The 13,906-nt window shown below is 72.9% G+C and carries 10 protein-coding genes; 6 read left to right on the forward strand and 4 right to left on the reverse strand.

Annotation, left to right across the window (positions count from 1 at the left end):
- The first annotated feature begins 22 nt into the window (after nucleotides 1-22).
- The gene (locus ACFWBF_RS26940) at nucleotides 23-1,216 is read left to right on the forward strand and encodes a sensor histidine kinase (protein ID WP_385606413.1); all 1,194 of its coding nucleotides are present in this window, start codon (nucleotides 23-25) and stop codon (nucleotides 1,214-1,216) included.
- Nucleotides 1,213-1,818: a response regulator gene (locus ACFWBF_RS26945; protein WP_385225515.1), complete on the forward strand. Its 606-nt coding sequence runs from the start codon at nucleotides 1,213-1,215 to the stop codon at nucleotides 1,816-1,818. The genes ACFWBF_RS26940 and ACFWBF_RS26945 overlap by 4 nt, the downstream gene beginning before the upstream one ends.
- A gap of 18 nt (nucleotides 1,819-1,836) precedes the next feature.
- Here the strand turns inward: ACFWBF_RS26945 and ACFWBF_RS26950 are convergent, their stop codons facing one another.
- Nucleotides 1,837-3,756 (reverse strand): choice-of-anchor R domain-containing protein, encoded by a 1,920-nt coding sequence (locus ACFWBF_RS26950; RefSeq protein WP_385606415.1) that lies wholly within the window; start codon nucleotides 3,754-3,756, stop codon nucleotides 1,837-1,839.
- Nucleotides 3,757-3,962: 206 nt separating this feature from the next.
- Nucleotides 3,963-5,510, reverse strand: coding sequence for a DUF6056 family protein (locus ACFWBF_RS26955; RefSeq protein WP_385606417.1), 1,548 nt, complete (start codon nucleotides 5,508-5,510; stop codon nucleotides 3,963-3,965).
- Nucleotides 5,511-5,775: 265 nt separating this feature from the next.
- Here ACFWBF_RS26955 and ACFWBF_RS26960 point away from each other — a divergent pair, with 265 nt between their 5' ends.
- Nucleotides 5,776-7,254 (forward strand): hypothetical protein, encoded by a 1,479-nt coding sequence (locus ACFWBF_RS26960; protein WP_385606419.1) that lies wholly within the window; start codon nucleotides 5,776-5,778, stop codon nucleotides 7,252-7,254.
- 12 nt (nucleotides 7,255-7,266) lie between these two features.
- Here ACFWBF_RS26960 and ACFWBF_RS26965 read toward each other — a convergent pair whose 3' ends face one another.
- Both ACFWBF_RS26965 and ACFWBF_RS26970 read right to left on the reverse strand, forming a co-directional pair.
- The gene (locus ACFWBF_RS26965; RefSeq protein WP_385606421.1) at nucleotides 7,267-7,755 is read right to left on the reverse strand and encodes a hypothetical protein; all 489 of its coding nucleotides are present in this window, start codon (nucleotides 7,753-7,755) and stop codon (nucleotides 7,267-7,269) included.
- A 96-nt stretch (nucleotides 7,756-7,851) separates the two neighbouring features.
- A complete protein-coding gene (locus ACFWBF_RS26970; RefSeq protein WP_385606423.1) occupies nucleotides 7,852-9,978 on the reverse strand; it encodes a PIG-L family deacetylase in 2,127 nt (708 codons plus the stop codon).
- A 452-nt stretch (nucleotides 9,979-10,430) separates the two neighbouring features.
- Between ACFWBF_RS26970 and ACFWBF_RS26975 the strand changes: the two genes are divergently transcribed.
- From ACFWBF_RS26975 to ACFWBF_RS26985, 3 genes are all read left to right on the forward strand, one after another.
- A complete protein-coding gene (locus tag ACFWBF_RS26975; RefSeq protein WP_385606433.1) occupies nucleotides 10,431-11,525 on the forward strand; it encodes a sugar ABC transporter substrate-binding protein in 1,095 nt (364 codons plus the stop codon).
- A 93-nt stretch (nucleotides 11,526-11,618) separates the two neighbouring features.
- Nucleotides 11,619-12,851: an FAD-dependent oxidoreductase gene (locus ACFWBF_RS26980; RefSeq protein WP_385606425.1), complete on the forward strand. Its 1,233-nt coding sequence runs from the start codon at nucleotides 11,619-11,621 to the stop codon at nucleotides 12,849-12,851.
- Between the two features lie 263 nt (nucleotides 12,852-13,114).
- Nucleotides 13,115-13,870, forward strand: a complete 756-nt coding sequence (locus ACFWBF_RS26985) for a dienelactone hydrolase family protein (protein WP_385606427.1) — start codon at nucleotides 13,115-13,117, stop codon at nucleotides 13,868-13,870.
- Nucleotides 13,871-13,906: the final 36 nt, after the last annotated feature.

Below are 13,906 nucleotides of genomic sequence, written 5' to 3' on the forward strand. Positions count from 1 at the left end.
GCGGGGAATCGGGTGGGAACGGATGCCGAACTGGCCGGCCCGCAAGGCCGAACGGTGCGCCGCCGGGCAACCGCGCACGGCGGGCGGCGAGGCGCCCCACGACGACCGCGGCCCGATCGGGCCGCCCAACGCCTTCACCCTGCTGCCCTGGCTGCTCCTGGGGATGGGCGCCATCTCCAACATCATCCACGGGGAGACCCCGAACCCCTGGATCGGCGGCCTGGGCCTGCTGGTCTTCAACTCCCTCTACATCACCCTGGTGTTCCGCGCCTTCCACAAGCCCGCGCGGGAGGCGCCCGGCACCCGCTGGTGCCTGGCCGCGCTGGTGCTCGTCACCTGCACCCTCGCCCTCGTCTACGGGCACAACTGGCTGCTGTTCTTCCCGCTGGCGGGCCTCGCCACCGGGGCGGTGGTCCGGGGCCGGCGCCTCGGCCCGGTGATGTTCGGCGTCACGGCCCTGGCCGGTGTGATCTCGGGGCTGCAGCAGGGCTGGGACGCCTTCGGGATCGTCTACGGAACCTTCCTGTCCGGCATGGTCACCGCGGCCATCCTGGCCTTGTCCGAGACGGTGCGGGAACTGCGCGACACCCGGCAGGAACTGGCCCGGGCCGCCGTGGACCAGGAGCGGCTGCGCTTCTCCCGCGATCTGCACGACCTGCTCGGCCACACCCTGTCGGTGATCGTGGTGAAGTCGGAGGCGGCCCGCCGGATCGCCCCCCGCGACATGGAGGCGGCCCTCGACCAGGTCCGCGACATCGAGTCGGTGGGCCGCCAGGCGCTCGTCGAGATCCGGGAGGCCGTCACCGGGTACCGCGAGGCGAGCCTGGCGGCCGAACTCGACCGGGCCCGCGGCGCGCTGACCGCTGCCGGCATCGAGCCCGTCGTACGGCAGTCCGGCGCCCCGCTGCCGCCGCAGGCGGCGGCGCTGCTGGGCTGGGTGGTCCGCGAGGCCGTCACCAACGCCGTCCGGCACAGTGGCGCCGCCACCTGCGAGATCGAGCTGCGCAGCACCGCGGAACGAGCCAGCCTGGTGATCACGGACGACGGCGGCGGCGTAGGCTCGACCCCGCCGGGCAGCGGACTGACGGGCCTCACCGAACGCCTCGCCGCGGCGGGCGGCACCCTGCGCAGCGGCCCGGCCCCCGGCCGGGGCTTCCGGGTCACCGCCGAACTCCCGGTGGAGTCGGCCGCGGAAGAGAACGAGGAGAGCCGATGATCAGAGTCCTGCTGGCGGAGGACCAGGGCATGATGCGCAGCGCCCTGGCCCTGCTGCTCGGGCTGGAGGAGGACATCGAGGTCGTGGCGCAGGTCGCCGCCGGGAACGCGATCGTGCCCGCCGCGCTGGAAACCCGGCCCGACGTGGCCCTGCTCGACATCGAACTCCCGGGCCGCAGCGGCCTCGACGCGGCCGCCGAACTGCGCACGGCGTGCCCGGGGTGCCGGGTGCTGATCCTGACCACCTTCGGCCGCCCCGGCTACCTGCGCCGGGCGATGGAGGCCGGAGCCGCGGGATTCCTGGTGAAGGACGGGCCGGTGGAGGAACTGGCCGCCGCCATACGCCGGGTGCTCGCCGGGGAGACCGTGATCGACCCCTCGCTCGCGGCCGCCGCGCTCAGCGCCGGGCCCAGCCCGCTGACCCCGCGCGAAGTCGACGTACTGAACGCCGCGGTCGACGGCGCGACCGTCGCCGACATCGCGGCGAAGGTGTACCTGTCGGAGTCGACGGTGCGCAACTACCTCTCCGCGGCCATCGGCAAGACCGGTACCCGCAACCGCATGGAGGCCGTGCGCGCGGCCCGCCGCCAGGGCTGGCTCTGACGGCCGTGAACAGTCGGCCTACGGCGTTGCCGTCGGCGGGGCGGGCTGCGGGGAGCCCTGGAGGGAGAGCGCGGTGAGCAACACCAGCGAATCGGTCCAGCCCAGGGGTGCGACCGAGGACGGCAGGCCGACGCCGTTGACGGTTTCGGGGAGCTCACCCAGTCCGTTCCGCTTGGACAGCACCCATTCCAGAGCCTCGGCCGCCTTCGTCTGCTCGCCCGTGCCGGACCAGGCGAGGGCGAAGAACGTGGTGCTGGCCGTCCAGGCGTACGATCCCCAGCTGAAATCGGGGTCGTTGCCGGGGGAGACCCCGCCGTTGGGCAGCAGCAGCGCCCGGTAGGTGGAGTCCAGCGCCTCGCCGAGATCGGGCGGAGAGGAGTTGAACGGGGGCGCCATGAACGCCACCGCGCTGTCCCTGCCGTGCCTGCCGTCGACGGTCCGCTGGTAGCCGAGCGGGGCGAAGCCGGTGGCGATGCCGGCGGACAGCCGCCGGGCCGCGGCGCCCCAGCGCTCCGCGTCCCCGCTCATGCCCAGCCGGGCGGCCAGGTCGGCCGAGGCGTTGAGCCCGGCCAGCAGGGGAGCGGCGGTACCGATGTTGGTGGTCGCGGTGTCCAGCTCCCAGTAGTCCGGGGACGCCGGCGGCAGCCCGTCCGACCCCAGGGACCGTGCGGCGTAGTCGGCTGCCCGGCGCACCATCGGGTAGAGCGCGCGCAGTCGTTCGTCCCGCCCGCCCGCGGGCGCGGCCCGGTACCACTGCCAGGCGGCCCAGGGCACCCAGCCGTTGCCGTCGAGCTGCCACTTGCGCGCGTCCGGAGGTCCGCTGCCGTCCAGCCTGGTACGGGCCTCCCAGGTCCCGTCGCCCCGCTGGGTGAGGGCGTCGTAGCGCAGGATCCGGTACGCCTCCTCGTCGTGCCCGGTGGCAGCGAAGGCAGCCGCCGCGAAAGCGCCGTCCCGGGGCCAGGAGTACTCCCAGGCCGGTGACCATCCCGCGGCGAACGCCCCGTTGGGCTTCAGCAGCGCCCGCATCGACAGCAGGGCGCGCTGCGCGGCGGCCCGCTGCGCGGTGGTGGCTCCCGGCACTTGGCCGGCGGCCAGCCAGGCCCGGCTCTCGTCGACCTGCGCGAGGGCGTCCGGGTCGTTCGCCGCGACCACGGTGGAGGCCGACGAGCCGGCGGGCAGGTAGCGCCACCGGCCGGACGGCAGGCGCAGCACGTTGCTGCCGTCGATGAAGGAGGCGCCGACGGCGAAGGAGGGCAGGACGGCCTCGGTGGTCACCAGGTTGGTCAGCAGCCCCGCGGTGCGGGCCGCGAGGGCCGAGGCCGGCACGTAGCAGGGCTCGCTCTCCCCGCAGCGCTCGCCGCCGGTGGGATTGACGTGGAAAGCCAGGCGGGAGGTGTCTTCGTGCCAGCCGCCCCAGTACGCCGCGTCGTAGTTCCAACTGGTCAGCGAGCCGGGCACCGACTGCCGGGTGCCGTGCCAGGCGATCGGTCCGTCCTGCGTGGTGGTCGCCTGGAGGAACAGGTGGTACGTGGTGCCCGCGGTGACGGGGGCGTCGACCGGGAACTCGACCCAGCCCGCTCCGGCGCCTCCCAGGGCCGCGAGGTCCAGGGCCTTCGAGGCGAGCGCCGACCCCGCGTCGCCGCGGACCCGGCGGACCTGGACGGTGACCGTCCCGGTGGAAGCTCCGCTGCTCAGGTAGACGCTCACCCGGGAGAGCCGTGTGCCGTCCGCCGTGAAGGCCTGGGCCGCGGCGTTGTTGGTGGACTTCACACTGAAGAGGGCGGTCTCGTGGCGGGTCTGCCCGTCATAGGCGACGGCGGCCGCGGCGGCCGCGGTGTCCGCGGTGTCCGCGGTGTCCGCGGCGGCGCCGGTGTCCGCGAGGGCGCCCGTCAGTGCCAGGGAGAGCAGGGCGGGCAGCAAAGCCCTCGCAAATGCCATCGGCTGCACGGCCTTCCGCTGGTGGACGGGCGCGCGGGGGCGCAGGGTGCCCGGGCGCCTGAAGCTGGACCCACCATGCACGCATCCGGTCCGGGGGAAGGGGGAGTCGCCACGTGTTCCCCCGGATTGGCACGCAGCGACATCCGATCGTGTGACAGCGGATGCGGACACGCGTCCGGCTCGCCGCGGACGACGCGGATCGTGCCTCAGCGGCGGTGGATCCGGTCGACGCCGTACCACTTCGACACGCAGGCGGCGACCCAGTCCCGTTCGTAGCTCCCCGTGAAGAAGGGCTCGGCGAGACTGCCGATGTACAGGGGCCGGTAGCCCACGTCCGTGGCGCCCCGGGCGGTCTCGGCCCGGATACGGGAGTTCTGGGCGTCCCAGGCCACGGAACGGGTGACGGTGGTGGTCGTGAGCTCCTTGACGTCCGGTACGAGCGCGCCCACCGAGGCCAGCGCCAGGCAGCCCGCCACCGCGGCGCCGGTCACGAGGACGGCGTCGGCGGTGCGCCGGCCCGAGAGCCACCGGCCGCCCCACGCCCCGAGCAGTGCGCCGTAGCCGCAGAGCGCCAGTTCCATCGGTACGAGATAGCTCGTCCAGGTACGGGCGTACGTCCACCCGGTCGGGCCGTAGCCGCTGCGCAGGCCCACCACCACCGCGAACGACCCCAGCACGACCACGGGCACCGGGAGCAGCAGCAAGGCGACCAGCACCTTGCGCGGGATGGTCCGGCGCGGGTCCCGCCTCCCGGGAGCGGGCTTCGCGGACCCGCGGAGCCCGCTCGCCAGGCCCAGGAGGACACCGACGGCGGCGGCTCCGAGGTAGGCCCACTGCCCGGTGACGGAGTCCCACATGCGCAGCCAGTCCTCGAAGGTGCCCCGGAGTTCGCCCGCGGAGAGCAGGGACTCCTTCTCCGGCTGCTGGGCCCGGCGCCACCGGGCGCCCGGGGAGGTGTACAGCACGACCAGACCGCAGACGAGGCCGGAGCACCAGGCCAGGCACCAGGTGAAGGGATGCACGTTTCGCGCCAGGCCGAGGCGGGGCAGGCAGAGCAGCCCGACCGCGGCGGCGAGCAGCCCGCTGACGAGCGCGAACGGCTCGCTCAGGGTGCCGAGCGCGAAGCCGATGAGGAAGGCCGAGGCGAAACCGGCCACGCGGACGGCGGCACGGGGATGGCTGACGGTCCGGATCGCCAGCAGGAGCGCCCACAGGCCGATGACGCTCGGAACGGTGTGGGAGATGGTGGCGGGGGCCCACAGCAGCACCTGATAGCTGCGGGTGCCCCCGAAGTAGAGCAGTGCCTGGACGACCAGGGCGCAGGCGGTCAGCACCAGCGGCCGGGGCCTGCCGCCGAGGAACCGGACGAAGTCACGCCCCAGCAGGACCAGTCCGGCGGTGAAGGAGACGGCGATGACCGTCGGCAGTACCTTCGTCCCGGCCAGACCGTCGCCATAGACGACACCGCTCAGGAAGGCGTTGGCGATCCTGCCGTTCTGGGTCGTGTAGAAATCGGACGTGATGCCGAAGACTCCCAGATCCCGGGCCTTCCACGCGGCGCACCAGTCGTCGGAGGTGGGCCGCAGGTAGAGACCGAGGAAACACCCGACGGCGATCAGCGCTCCGGCAGCCGCGACGAGCATCGCCCCGGCCGCCGGGAGGAGCCCGCGCAGCAGGGGGTGGCGGCCCGTTCCCCGGCCCACCGCGGAGGAAGGGCTCCGGACGTCCTCGCCCTCGACCGCAGCAGTGCTCATTCACCACCCCTTCGCAGCGGGGCCCGGCCGCAGAGAGGGCCGATGCGCCCGCCGACTGCGGTGACCGCACGGCCCGAGAACACCCATGATGTGCACGGTTCGCCGCCACCGGCATCCCGGGTGCGCCAGGGCGGCTACGCCCCGCGCGGCCCCTCGGCAGGCTTCGCTCACCCGGGTGGCGGGTGTTCCGTGGCAGCCTCCGCACGGCTCTTCCAGGATGGGGACTCCGGGTCGGCGCGTACGCGGGCCCGGCGGAGGGAGTGACATGCCCGGTGTCCCGCTCGGCCGTTGGGCGGTCGTCACGGTGGCCCTGGCGGGCATCGCCGTTCCCGTGTGCGCCGCCGGCCGCCATGCCGGGCGCCACACCGGCGCGGCGCGGCCCGTGCTCGTGGGGCCCGCGGGCCACCAGAGCCGTGGCGAGGCCGAGGGCAGTTACGCGCCTCGGTCGATGCTCGCCGCCCCCACCGTGGGTCTCCTGTCCAACGCGACCGCCGTCGAAGGCGTTCCGCCGTTCGTCGCCGCGGGCGCGCGGTACGTCGAGGGCAGCAACGTCCTGCGGTTGGCGTCCGGCCGGTGGAAGTACCTTCCCCCCGCCGGCAGGGCGTCGGTCGTGGTCGCCCCCGGCCATCCGGCGGCGTGGCAGCAGATCGCGCAGAGCCGCGCCTGGCTGGCCTCCGGCCGGGTCCCTGGCCGGTCGCCGGCGCAGCGCGCGGCCGCCGAGCGCGCCCTCCTGGCCGTACGCGCCCTGCTCCAGCCCAACGGCGCCCTGGCGGCGGGGTGGAGTCCGGGCTGGAAGTACTCCTGGCCGCGCGACTCCGGCTTCGCCTCCGCCGCGTTCGCGCACACCGGCCATGACACCGAGGCCTACCGCATCCTGCGCTACAGCGCCGCGACCCAGCGCAAGGACGGCACCTGGGAAGCGCGTACGAAGCTCGACGGATCCGGGCCGCCCGACGGCAGGCGGTGGCAGCTCGACGCCAACGGCTGGGTCCCCTGGGCCACCTGGCAGTGGTACCGGACGGCCCCCCGGGCCACCCGCCACGCCCGGCTGGTCACCCTCTACCCGATGATCCGAAAGGCGGCCGACCACGCGGCGGGCTCCCTGCGGGCGGACGGGCTGCCCCCGGCCTCCCCCGACTACTGGGAGCTGATGACGACCACCGCGAACATCGGTACGGCCGCGCCGCTGCTCGCCGGGCTCAACGCCTCCGCCGACCTCGCCCGGGAGGCGGACCGTCCGGACGACGCGGCCCGCTGGGCCCGGGCCGCGCGCCGGCTCTCCTCCGGGATCACCGCGCGGTTCCTGCCCCTGGGGTACCAGCGCACCGTCGACGGACGGCACGGGCTCGACAGTGCGGTGGCGTTCATGGCGCCGCCCTTCAACACGGCCCCCGCCGGTCTGCCCGGCGCGCTGGACGTCACGTACCGGGCGCTGCTCCTGCCCAACGGGGGGCTGACCCCCGGGAACGACCCCACGGCGCCCTGGGGCGGGAACGCCTGGACACCCAGTACGGCGTTGTTCGCGCTCGCCTGGGCCACGACGGGCAGGCAGCAGAAAGCCGGTCAGGTCATGGACTGGATCCTCTCCAAGAGGAACACGCTCGGCGAGCTGCCGGAGAAGGTGGACAAGGAGGGCAGGCCCTCCTCCGTGGCCCCCCTCGCGTGGACGGGCTCGATCGCCGTCCTGTCCCTCGTGGCGCTCGACGGCACGGCGCTCCCCGCTCCGCCCCTGCCGGGCCCCTGAGGGGACAGGGGGTCAGACCGGCGCCGTCCCGTCTCCGGGAGGGGGAGCGGTGCGGACCCGCTCCAGCGCGGCCAGGAGGTGCCGGTAGGCGAGCCGTTCGGCCGCCACCGCCCGCCCGAAGGGGAGGTGGTGCGGATCACGGTGCGACCGGGCCTGCGCCGCGGCGGCGAGGCGCAGCTCCCTCGCCCGGTCCACCTCGCTTTTGGCTTCGACGTACGCGGCGTCGAGCAGCCGGTGGTCGAGGACCTCGGCGAAGGCACGCTCCGCCAGGACGCCGAGCCGGTCGAGGTCGTCGGCGCAGCTCGCGGGGGCCGCCTCGGGACAGCCCTTTTCCAGGGCCCGGGACAGCGATCCCAGGGTCGCCCCGAGCTCCGGGTACCCCCAGGCCGGCGCGGCGTCGTTCCTGCACCCGGTGGCGAGGACCACCAGCACGGCGACGGAGGCCAGGGCGCGGACCGCACCCGATCCCGCGCGCCCGCGTGCGGTGGGGAAAGCGGCCATGGCAGCCCCGATCGCCGGTGGTCAGGTGTCAGCTGGTCGGGAGCCGGCCTCTGCCGGGCCCCGATGTGGTCCGGCCGCCATCCTCGCCCGCACCGGTCAGCGCTGCCACCCGGAGCCCGCGCCCCCGGCCTGCGCGATCGTCGAGGGCTGGAGTGCCCGGTGCCACGGGGAGGAGGGCGGGCGGCTGCCGAGCGGCTCGGATCCGGCCGGGGGAACCGTCGTGATGTGCAGACCCGCGTCCAGGCCGAGGGCCGCGGCGACGGCCGTGCCGTCCGGCTCGGCCACGGCCGCCGGCGCGCCCGTGTAGAGCATCTGGGACTCGTACCAGGACGGCGCACTGCCCGGGCCCGACACGCCGACCGTGCCCGTGCCCGCGCGGCCCGCGAGCAGGGGGCCCGCGACGCCGACGGCGCCGTAGCCGCCCTCGCCGCCCGCCTCGGTGACCGGGGAGAAGGTCGGCGCGGGCCCGCCCGCGGTGGCCAGGCTCGTACCGACGGTGCCCGTGCCGGGGCGGCGGAAGTACAGGCGGACCGAGTCGCCCTGCGGGCTCGCCGAGAGCGGGCCGGTGGTCGCCGGCAGCCCGGTCGGGACGGGGCCGCCGAGCGGGGCGTCCGGGGTCGGCTCCACCCAGGCCAGCACGGTCTGGGCCGTGGCCGCGTACACGTGGCGCCGCCCCGTCCCGTCGGTCGTGGCGACCGGGTCACCCAGCAGAGCGGCGCCGCCCAGGGCCTGCCACGCGCCGAAGGCGCCGTCCGGAGTCGCCTGCGCGCGGGCGCGCAGGGTGCGCCGCGAATCGCGTACGTACACGGTGACCCGGCCCTCGCGGTCCACGGCGACGGCCGGTGCACTGATCGCCGAGGTGCCGGATATGTCGCCTGTGTCCGGAGTGCCGAGTGACTGCCACGGGCCGAAGGCGCCGTCGGGCGCGTCCTGGACGGCGTACACGAGGTCACGCCCGTACTCCTCGGGTGTGGCGCCCAGGGTGGTGCGGGTGCCGAAGACCGCGATCCTGCCGTCGGGGAGGCGGGCCGCCGTCGCGCCCGCGTCGATCCCGGAGCCGGAGAGGAACCCGGGACCCTGCCAGGGAGCCCTGGGGCCGCTGCGCGACCAGTACGCCATCCGGCCGTCCAGCACGGCGAAGGCCCACAGGCGACCGGAGACGCCCTCGGTCATCCAGGACGTGCCGTCGCCCCGGCTGTAGCGGATGGTCTGGCTCCATCCGGCGCCGGCGGGCCGGGTCGCCGTCTTGCGGTCGCCGCAGCCGGCGGGGCTGCCGCACCAGTCCTGGTGGTCCGTCCAGGCGTAGGTCTTGAGGTAGCCGAGCTTCTCCTCGGCCGCCTGCGGGTCGAGGGTCGGGGGCAGGGAGCTGTTGGGGTAGCTCACATAGTTCTGGACCGAGAAGTGCGGCCGGTCCGTGGACCTCGCATAGCGTTCGGCCGCGGCCTGCACGAAGCGGGCGCCGTACATGTGGTCCTGGTGGTCGAGGAAGGCGCCGCCGCCCTGCACCCGGCCTGGCGTCGGGTCCTGGGTCCGTATGGTGGTCGGCCGGTACATCGCGAAGACTCCCGCGATGGCCTCCACGGCCTGCTCCTTGGTGTACGAGAACGCGGGCTTGACCGGCGTCCCGGAGGTCAGCTGGGCGCCCAGGGCGGGAACCCTGCCGTTCCACAGGCCGCGGAGGCTGTCCGGATTGTCGCCGGAGATGCTGCGGGCCTCACGCAGCTGCATCCACACCAGGTTGACCTCGGGCCTGGCGACCAGGACGTCCATCTCGGCGCTGCCCCCGCCGGCGGTGGGTATGGACTTGCGCTGCCAGGCGCTGGTGCGTTCGCCGGTGGCCATCTGCGCGTAGGCGGCCCGGATGCCGTTCTGCCGGGCCTCCGCGTAGGCGGCGCGGTCGGCGGGGCGCGCGGGGTCCTCCAGGTGCGGGCTGTGGGCCTCGTTCCTGCCGTCGGACTCGCCGGAGGTCAGGTAGACGGTGGCGACCTTGACGCCCGTCGATATGGAGCGGCTCAGGTCGGGGTTCATGAAGAAGAGGTCGTCGTCGGGATGCGCGACGACCTGGAGGACCGTGCCCTCGGTCACACTCGGCCGGAACGTCGCCTCGGAGGCCGCCGGCTCCTGCGCGTTCCCGTATCCGTAGGCCCAGGTCGTCACCCCGGCGGCGCCGACGGTGAACGCGGCGAGCAGGGCCGCGAGGCGGGTGCGGCTGGCCAGGGACATCGAGAACGCCTTGAGGATCGGTCCGGTGCGGAATTCCGCCGAGGGGGGAGTCGGTGCCCCGATGGCTCCATCACTTCCGGAGACGACCGGGCCCGATTATGCATCGGACCTCTGCGACTGACACACCATCAAGTGGCATATGAAGGCATATCTAGTTCAATGCGAGATATGGGAGATGTGTCCGATATGTCACCACTTGGGTGGTGGTCGTCACGGGCGGGCCGTAGCCCGGGCGGCTGCTGTGAATTTCATGAGTTGAAGTCAGATGGCCCAGGGTTTTTGGTCTCTATGCGGTGGAAAATGCCGTATTTCTGTGTGGGATTGGGGAAGGTGATGTTGCTGTTTCGTTAATAGTTCACTTCTTGACCGCAGTGGTTATGCCGAGTTGACTGCCCCTACCTCGGCCGTCTGAACACGGCCTCGTCAGGGAGGTTCACAACGTGAAGGCACATCTGGTTCGTGCTTCCGTCGCAGTCGTCGCTTCTGCGGCCACTCTCTCGCTCGCCGCGTGCGGTGGTGCGGAGCAGGGTGGCGCCGGACCGGAGGGTTCTGTCAAAGGCGGCGCGATCAAAGTCGGGCTCCTGCTGCCGGAGAATCAGGCCGCGCGTTACGAAAAATTCGACAAGCCTCTGATCGAGAAGGAGATCGCCCTCCTCACGCGAGGAAAGGCCAAGGTGGTCTACGCCAATGCCAAGCAGGACGCGACCACGCAGAACGCCCAGGTCGACGCGATGATCGCCAATAAGGTGAATGTCCTGATCGTCGACGCGGTGGACTCCAAGGCCATCGCCGGCTCGGTCAAGAAGGCCAAGGACGCCGGTATTCCGGTCGTCGCCTACGACCGTCTGGCCGAGGGCCCGATCGACGCCTACACCTCCTTCGACAACGAAGACGTAGGCAAGGTCCAGGGCAAGGCGCTCCTGGAGGCCCTGGGCGACAAGGCCAAGGACGGCCGGATCGTCATGATGAACGGCTCCGTCACCGACCCGAACGCCAAGCTCTTCAAGCAGGGCGCGCACTCCCTCCTCGACGGCAAGGTGAACATCGGCAAGGAGTACGACACCGTCGACTGGAAGCCCGAGAACGCCAACACCAACATGGCGGCCGCGATCTCCGCGTTCGGCAAGGACAAGATCATCGGCGTCTACTCGGCCAACGACGGCATGGCCGGCGGCATCATCGCCGCCCTCAAGGCGGCCGGCCTCTCCACCCTGCCCCCGGTCACCGGCCAGGACGCGGAACTCGCCGGTGTGCAGCGGATCGTGGCGGGCGAGCAGTTCATGACCGTCTACAAGCCGTACGCTCCCGTGGCCGAGGCCGCCGCCACGATGGCCGTCGCGCTGGCCAAGGGCGAGAAGATCGACGACCTCATCAATCAGGTGGTCGACAGCCCGACCACCAAGCGGGTCCCGGCGGTGCTCCTGCCGAGCATCTCCCTCACCAAGGACAACGTGAAGACGACCGTGGTCAAGGACGACGTCTACACGGTGGCCGAGATCTGCACCGACAAGTACAAGGCCGCCTGCGAAGCCATCGGCCTGAACTAGTGCTGTGACCGGCTGGGTTCACCGGTCCCGACTCCCCCGGTGCGGTATACGTCCCATGGGGCCCGCCCGGTCCCCGCGAAGGGAGTGGTTGCCGTGGAGCGCACGACGTGCTGCGTGGTGGGAGGCGGCCCGGCCGGAATGGTGCTGGCGCTGCTGCTGGCCCGGGCCGGTGTGGACGTGACGGTGCTGGAGAAACACGGCGACTTCCTGCGCGACTTCCGCGGTGACACCGTGCACCCCTCGACCCTGTCGCTGCTGGAAGACATCGGCCTCGCCGAACGGTTCGCCCGGCTGCCGCAGCGCCGGGTGACCTCGGTGCAGCTGCCCATCGGGCCGGACCGGTCCCTGGTCACGGTCGGGAACATCGGCGCGCTGCACGGGAAGTACAACTACATCGCGATGGTGCCCCAGTGGGACCTGCTCGACCTCCTCGCCGACGAAGCGGGCCGCGAACCCTCCTTCCGCCTGCGCATGAACACCGAGGCGACCTCCTACCTCGTCGAGCGCGGCCGGGTCACCGGCGTGCGCTACCGCACCGCGGACGGCAGCACCGGCGAGCTCAGAGCCACCCTGACCGTGGCCTGCGACGGCCGCGGCTCACTGGCCAGAGCACTGCCCGAACTCGGCCTGGAACACTTCCCGTGCCCCATGGACGCCTGGTGGTTCCGCCTGCCGCGCCGCGAGGACGACCCCAGCGGACTCGTGGGGGCCCTGGGCGACAGGTTCTTCACCGCGCTCATCGACCGCGGCGACTACTGGCAGTGCGCCGCGCTCATCCCCAAAGGCACCGACGCCGGGCGCCGCGCCGAGGGCCTGGAGCGCTTCATGACCCGCTTCACGGCCGCGGCCCCGTGGCTGGCCGACCGAAGCGGCGCCGTCACCTCCTGGGACGAGGTGAAACTGCTCGACGTACGGCTCGAGCGCCTGCGCCGCTGGCACCGCCCCGGGCTGCTGTGCATCGGCGACGCCGCCCACGCGATGTCACCTGTGTTCGGCATCGGCATCAACCTCGCCGTGCAGGACGCGGTGGCCGCGGCCCGCCACCTCGTACGGCCGCTGCGCGAGGGCACCGTAGGCCTCCGCGACGTGCGCCGCGTCCAACACCGTCGCTGGCCCACCACCGTGGCCACCCAAAGCCTCCAGCGCATCGCCCACACCCAGGTCATCGAACCGCTGCTGGCCGGCCGCACCGCGTTCGGCGATCCTCGACGGGCCAAGCGGATGACGGAGCTCGTCACCGAATCACGGTGGCTGAACCGGATCCCGGCCTACTTCCTCGCGTACGGAGCCCTGCGCGAGCGCCCCCCGAGGGAATCGCTCCGCTGACGGTACGGCCCGGTGACGGCTCGGCGATCACGGTCCGTTCGGCCGAGCCCGCCGCGCGCCCGCCCCGGGCGCTGCGACCGGGCGAAAAGGCTTGGGCGGGACGACGGCCGGCTGCTAGCGTCTCGGTCAGGCCGTGACGTCACTTGAGGAGGTGGGACCCATGAACGCTGTACGCATTGGGTGCTCCCCCTCTCCACGGTCAGGCGATTGACGTAGATGTCGCCGGGAGCGCCTCCAGAAGGCAATCCCGAGAGGCAACAACCATGCGCTTCACCACGGAGACGTCGTCGAACGGCGTCATCGAACGTGCTTTCACGCTGGGTGACATCACCGGCGTGCTCTGGTCGCCCGCATCCGGCTCCGACCGCGCACCCCTGGTACTGATGGCTCACGGCGGCGGCCAGCACAAGAAGGCGCCGGGAATCCTGGGCCGTGCGCACCGCTTCGTGACCGACTGCGGTTTCCACGTCGCCGCCATCGACGCGCCCGGACACGGCGACCGCCCCCGCACGGCGGCGGACGACCGGCACATCGCCGCCCTACGGCAGGCGCAGGCGGCGGGCGAGCCGCTCGGCCCGGTCGTCGTGGGGATCCACATCGACCTGGCGGCGCGTGCCGTGCCGGAATGGCGGGCGACCCTGGACGCCCTCCAGGAACTGCCGGAGATCGGCGCCGAGGGGCCGGTCGGTTTCTGGGGAATCATGCAGGGCACCGGGATCGGGGTGCCGTTGGCGGCGGCCGAACCCAGGATCACCGCGGCGGTCTTCGGTTGTCTCGGGCATGAATCCCTGACCGAGGAGGCGGCGCGCATCACCGTCCCGGTCGAGTTCCTGCTCCAGTGGGACGACGAGCACATCGACCGCCAGTCCGCTCTCGCGTTGTTCGACGCCTTCGCTTCGAAGGAGAAGACGTTGCACGCCAACGCCGGCGGACACGCGGAGATGCCCAGGTTCGAGGTCGACAGCGCGACCCGCTTCTTCGCCCGGCATCTCGGCCGGGCCGGCACGTCACCCGCCTGACGCGAGGGGGTGTCGGCGTCCGGCGCACCCGCCGGC

The organism is Streptomyces sp. NPDC060028 (assembly GCF_042736725.1).
Lineage (GTDB): Bacteria > Actinomycetota > Actinomycetes > Streptomycetales > Streptomycetaceae > Streptomyces.

What these genes read in the sequence shown, in the direction of transcription:
- ACFWBF_RS26940 (WP_385606413.1), top strand. Translation starts at nt 23, where the DNA reads ATGCCGAACTGGCCGGCCCGCAAGGCCGAACGGTGCGCCGCCGGGCAA.
- ACFWBF_RS26945 (WP_385225515.1), top strand. Translation starts at nt 1,213, where the DNA reads ATGATCAGAGTCCTGCTGGCGGAGGACCAGGGCATGATGCGCAGCGCC.
- ACFWBF_RS26950 (WP_385606415.1), bottom strand. Translation starts at nt 3,756, where the DNA reads ATGGCATTTGCGAGGGCTTTGCTGCCCGCCCTGCTCTCCCTGGCACTG.
- ACFWBF_RS26955 (WP_385606417.1), bottom strand. Translation starts at nt 5,510, where the DNA reads ATGAGCACTGCTGCGGTCGAGGGCGAGGACGTCCGGAGCCCTTCCTCC.
- ACFWBF_RS26960 (WP_385606419.1), top strand. Translation starts at nt 5,776, where the DNA reads ATGCCCGGTGTCCCGCTCGGCCGTTGGGCGGTCGTCACGGTGGCCCTG.
- ACFWBF_RS26965 (WP_385606421.1), bottom strand. Translation starts at nt 7,755, where the DNA reads ATGGCCGCTTTCCCCACCGCACGCGGGCGCGCGGGATCGGGTGCGGTC.
- ACFWBF_RS26970 (WP_385606423.1), bottom strand. Translation starts at nt 9,978, where the DNA reads ATGTCCCTGGCCAGCCGCACCCGCCTCGCGGCCCTGCTCGCCGCGTTC.
- ACFWBF_RS26985 (WP_385606427.1), top strand. Translation starts at nt 13,115, where the DNA reads ATGCGCTTCACCACGGAGACGTCGTCGAACGGCGTCATCGAACGTGCT.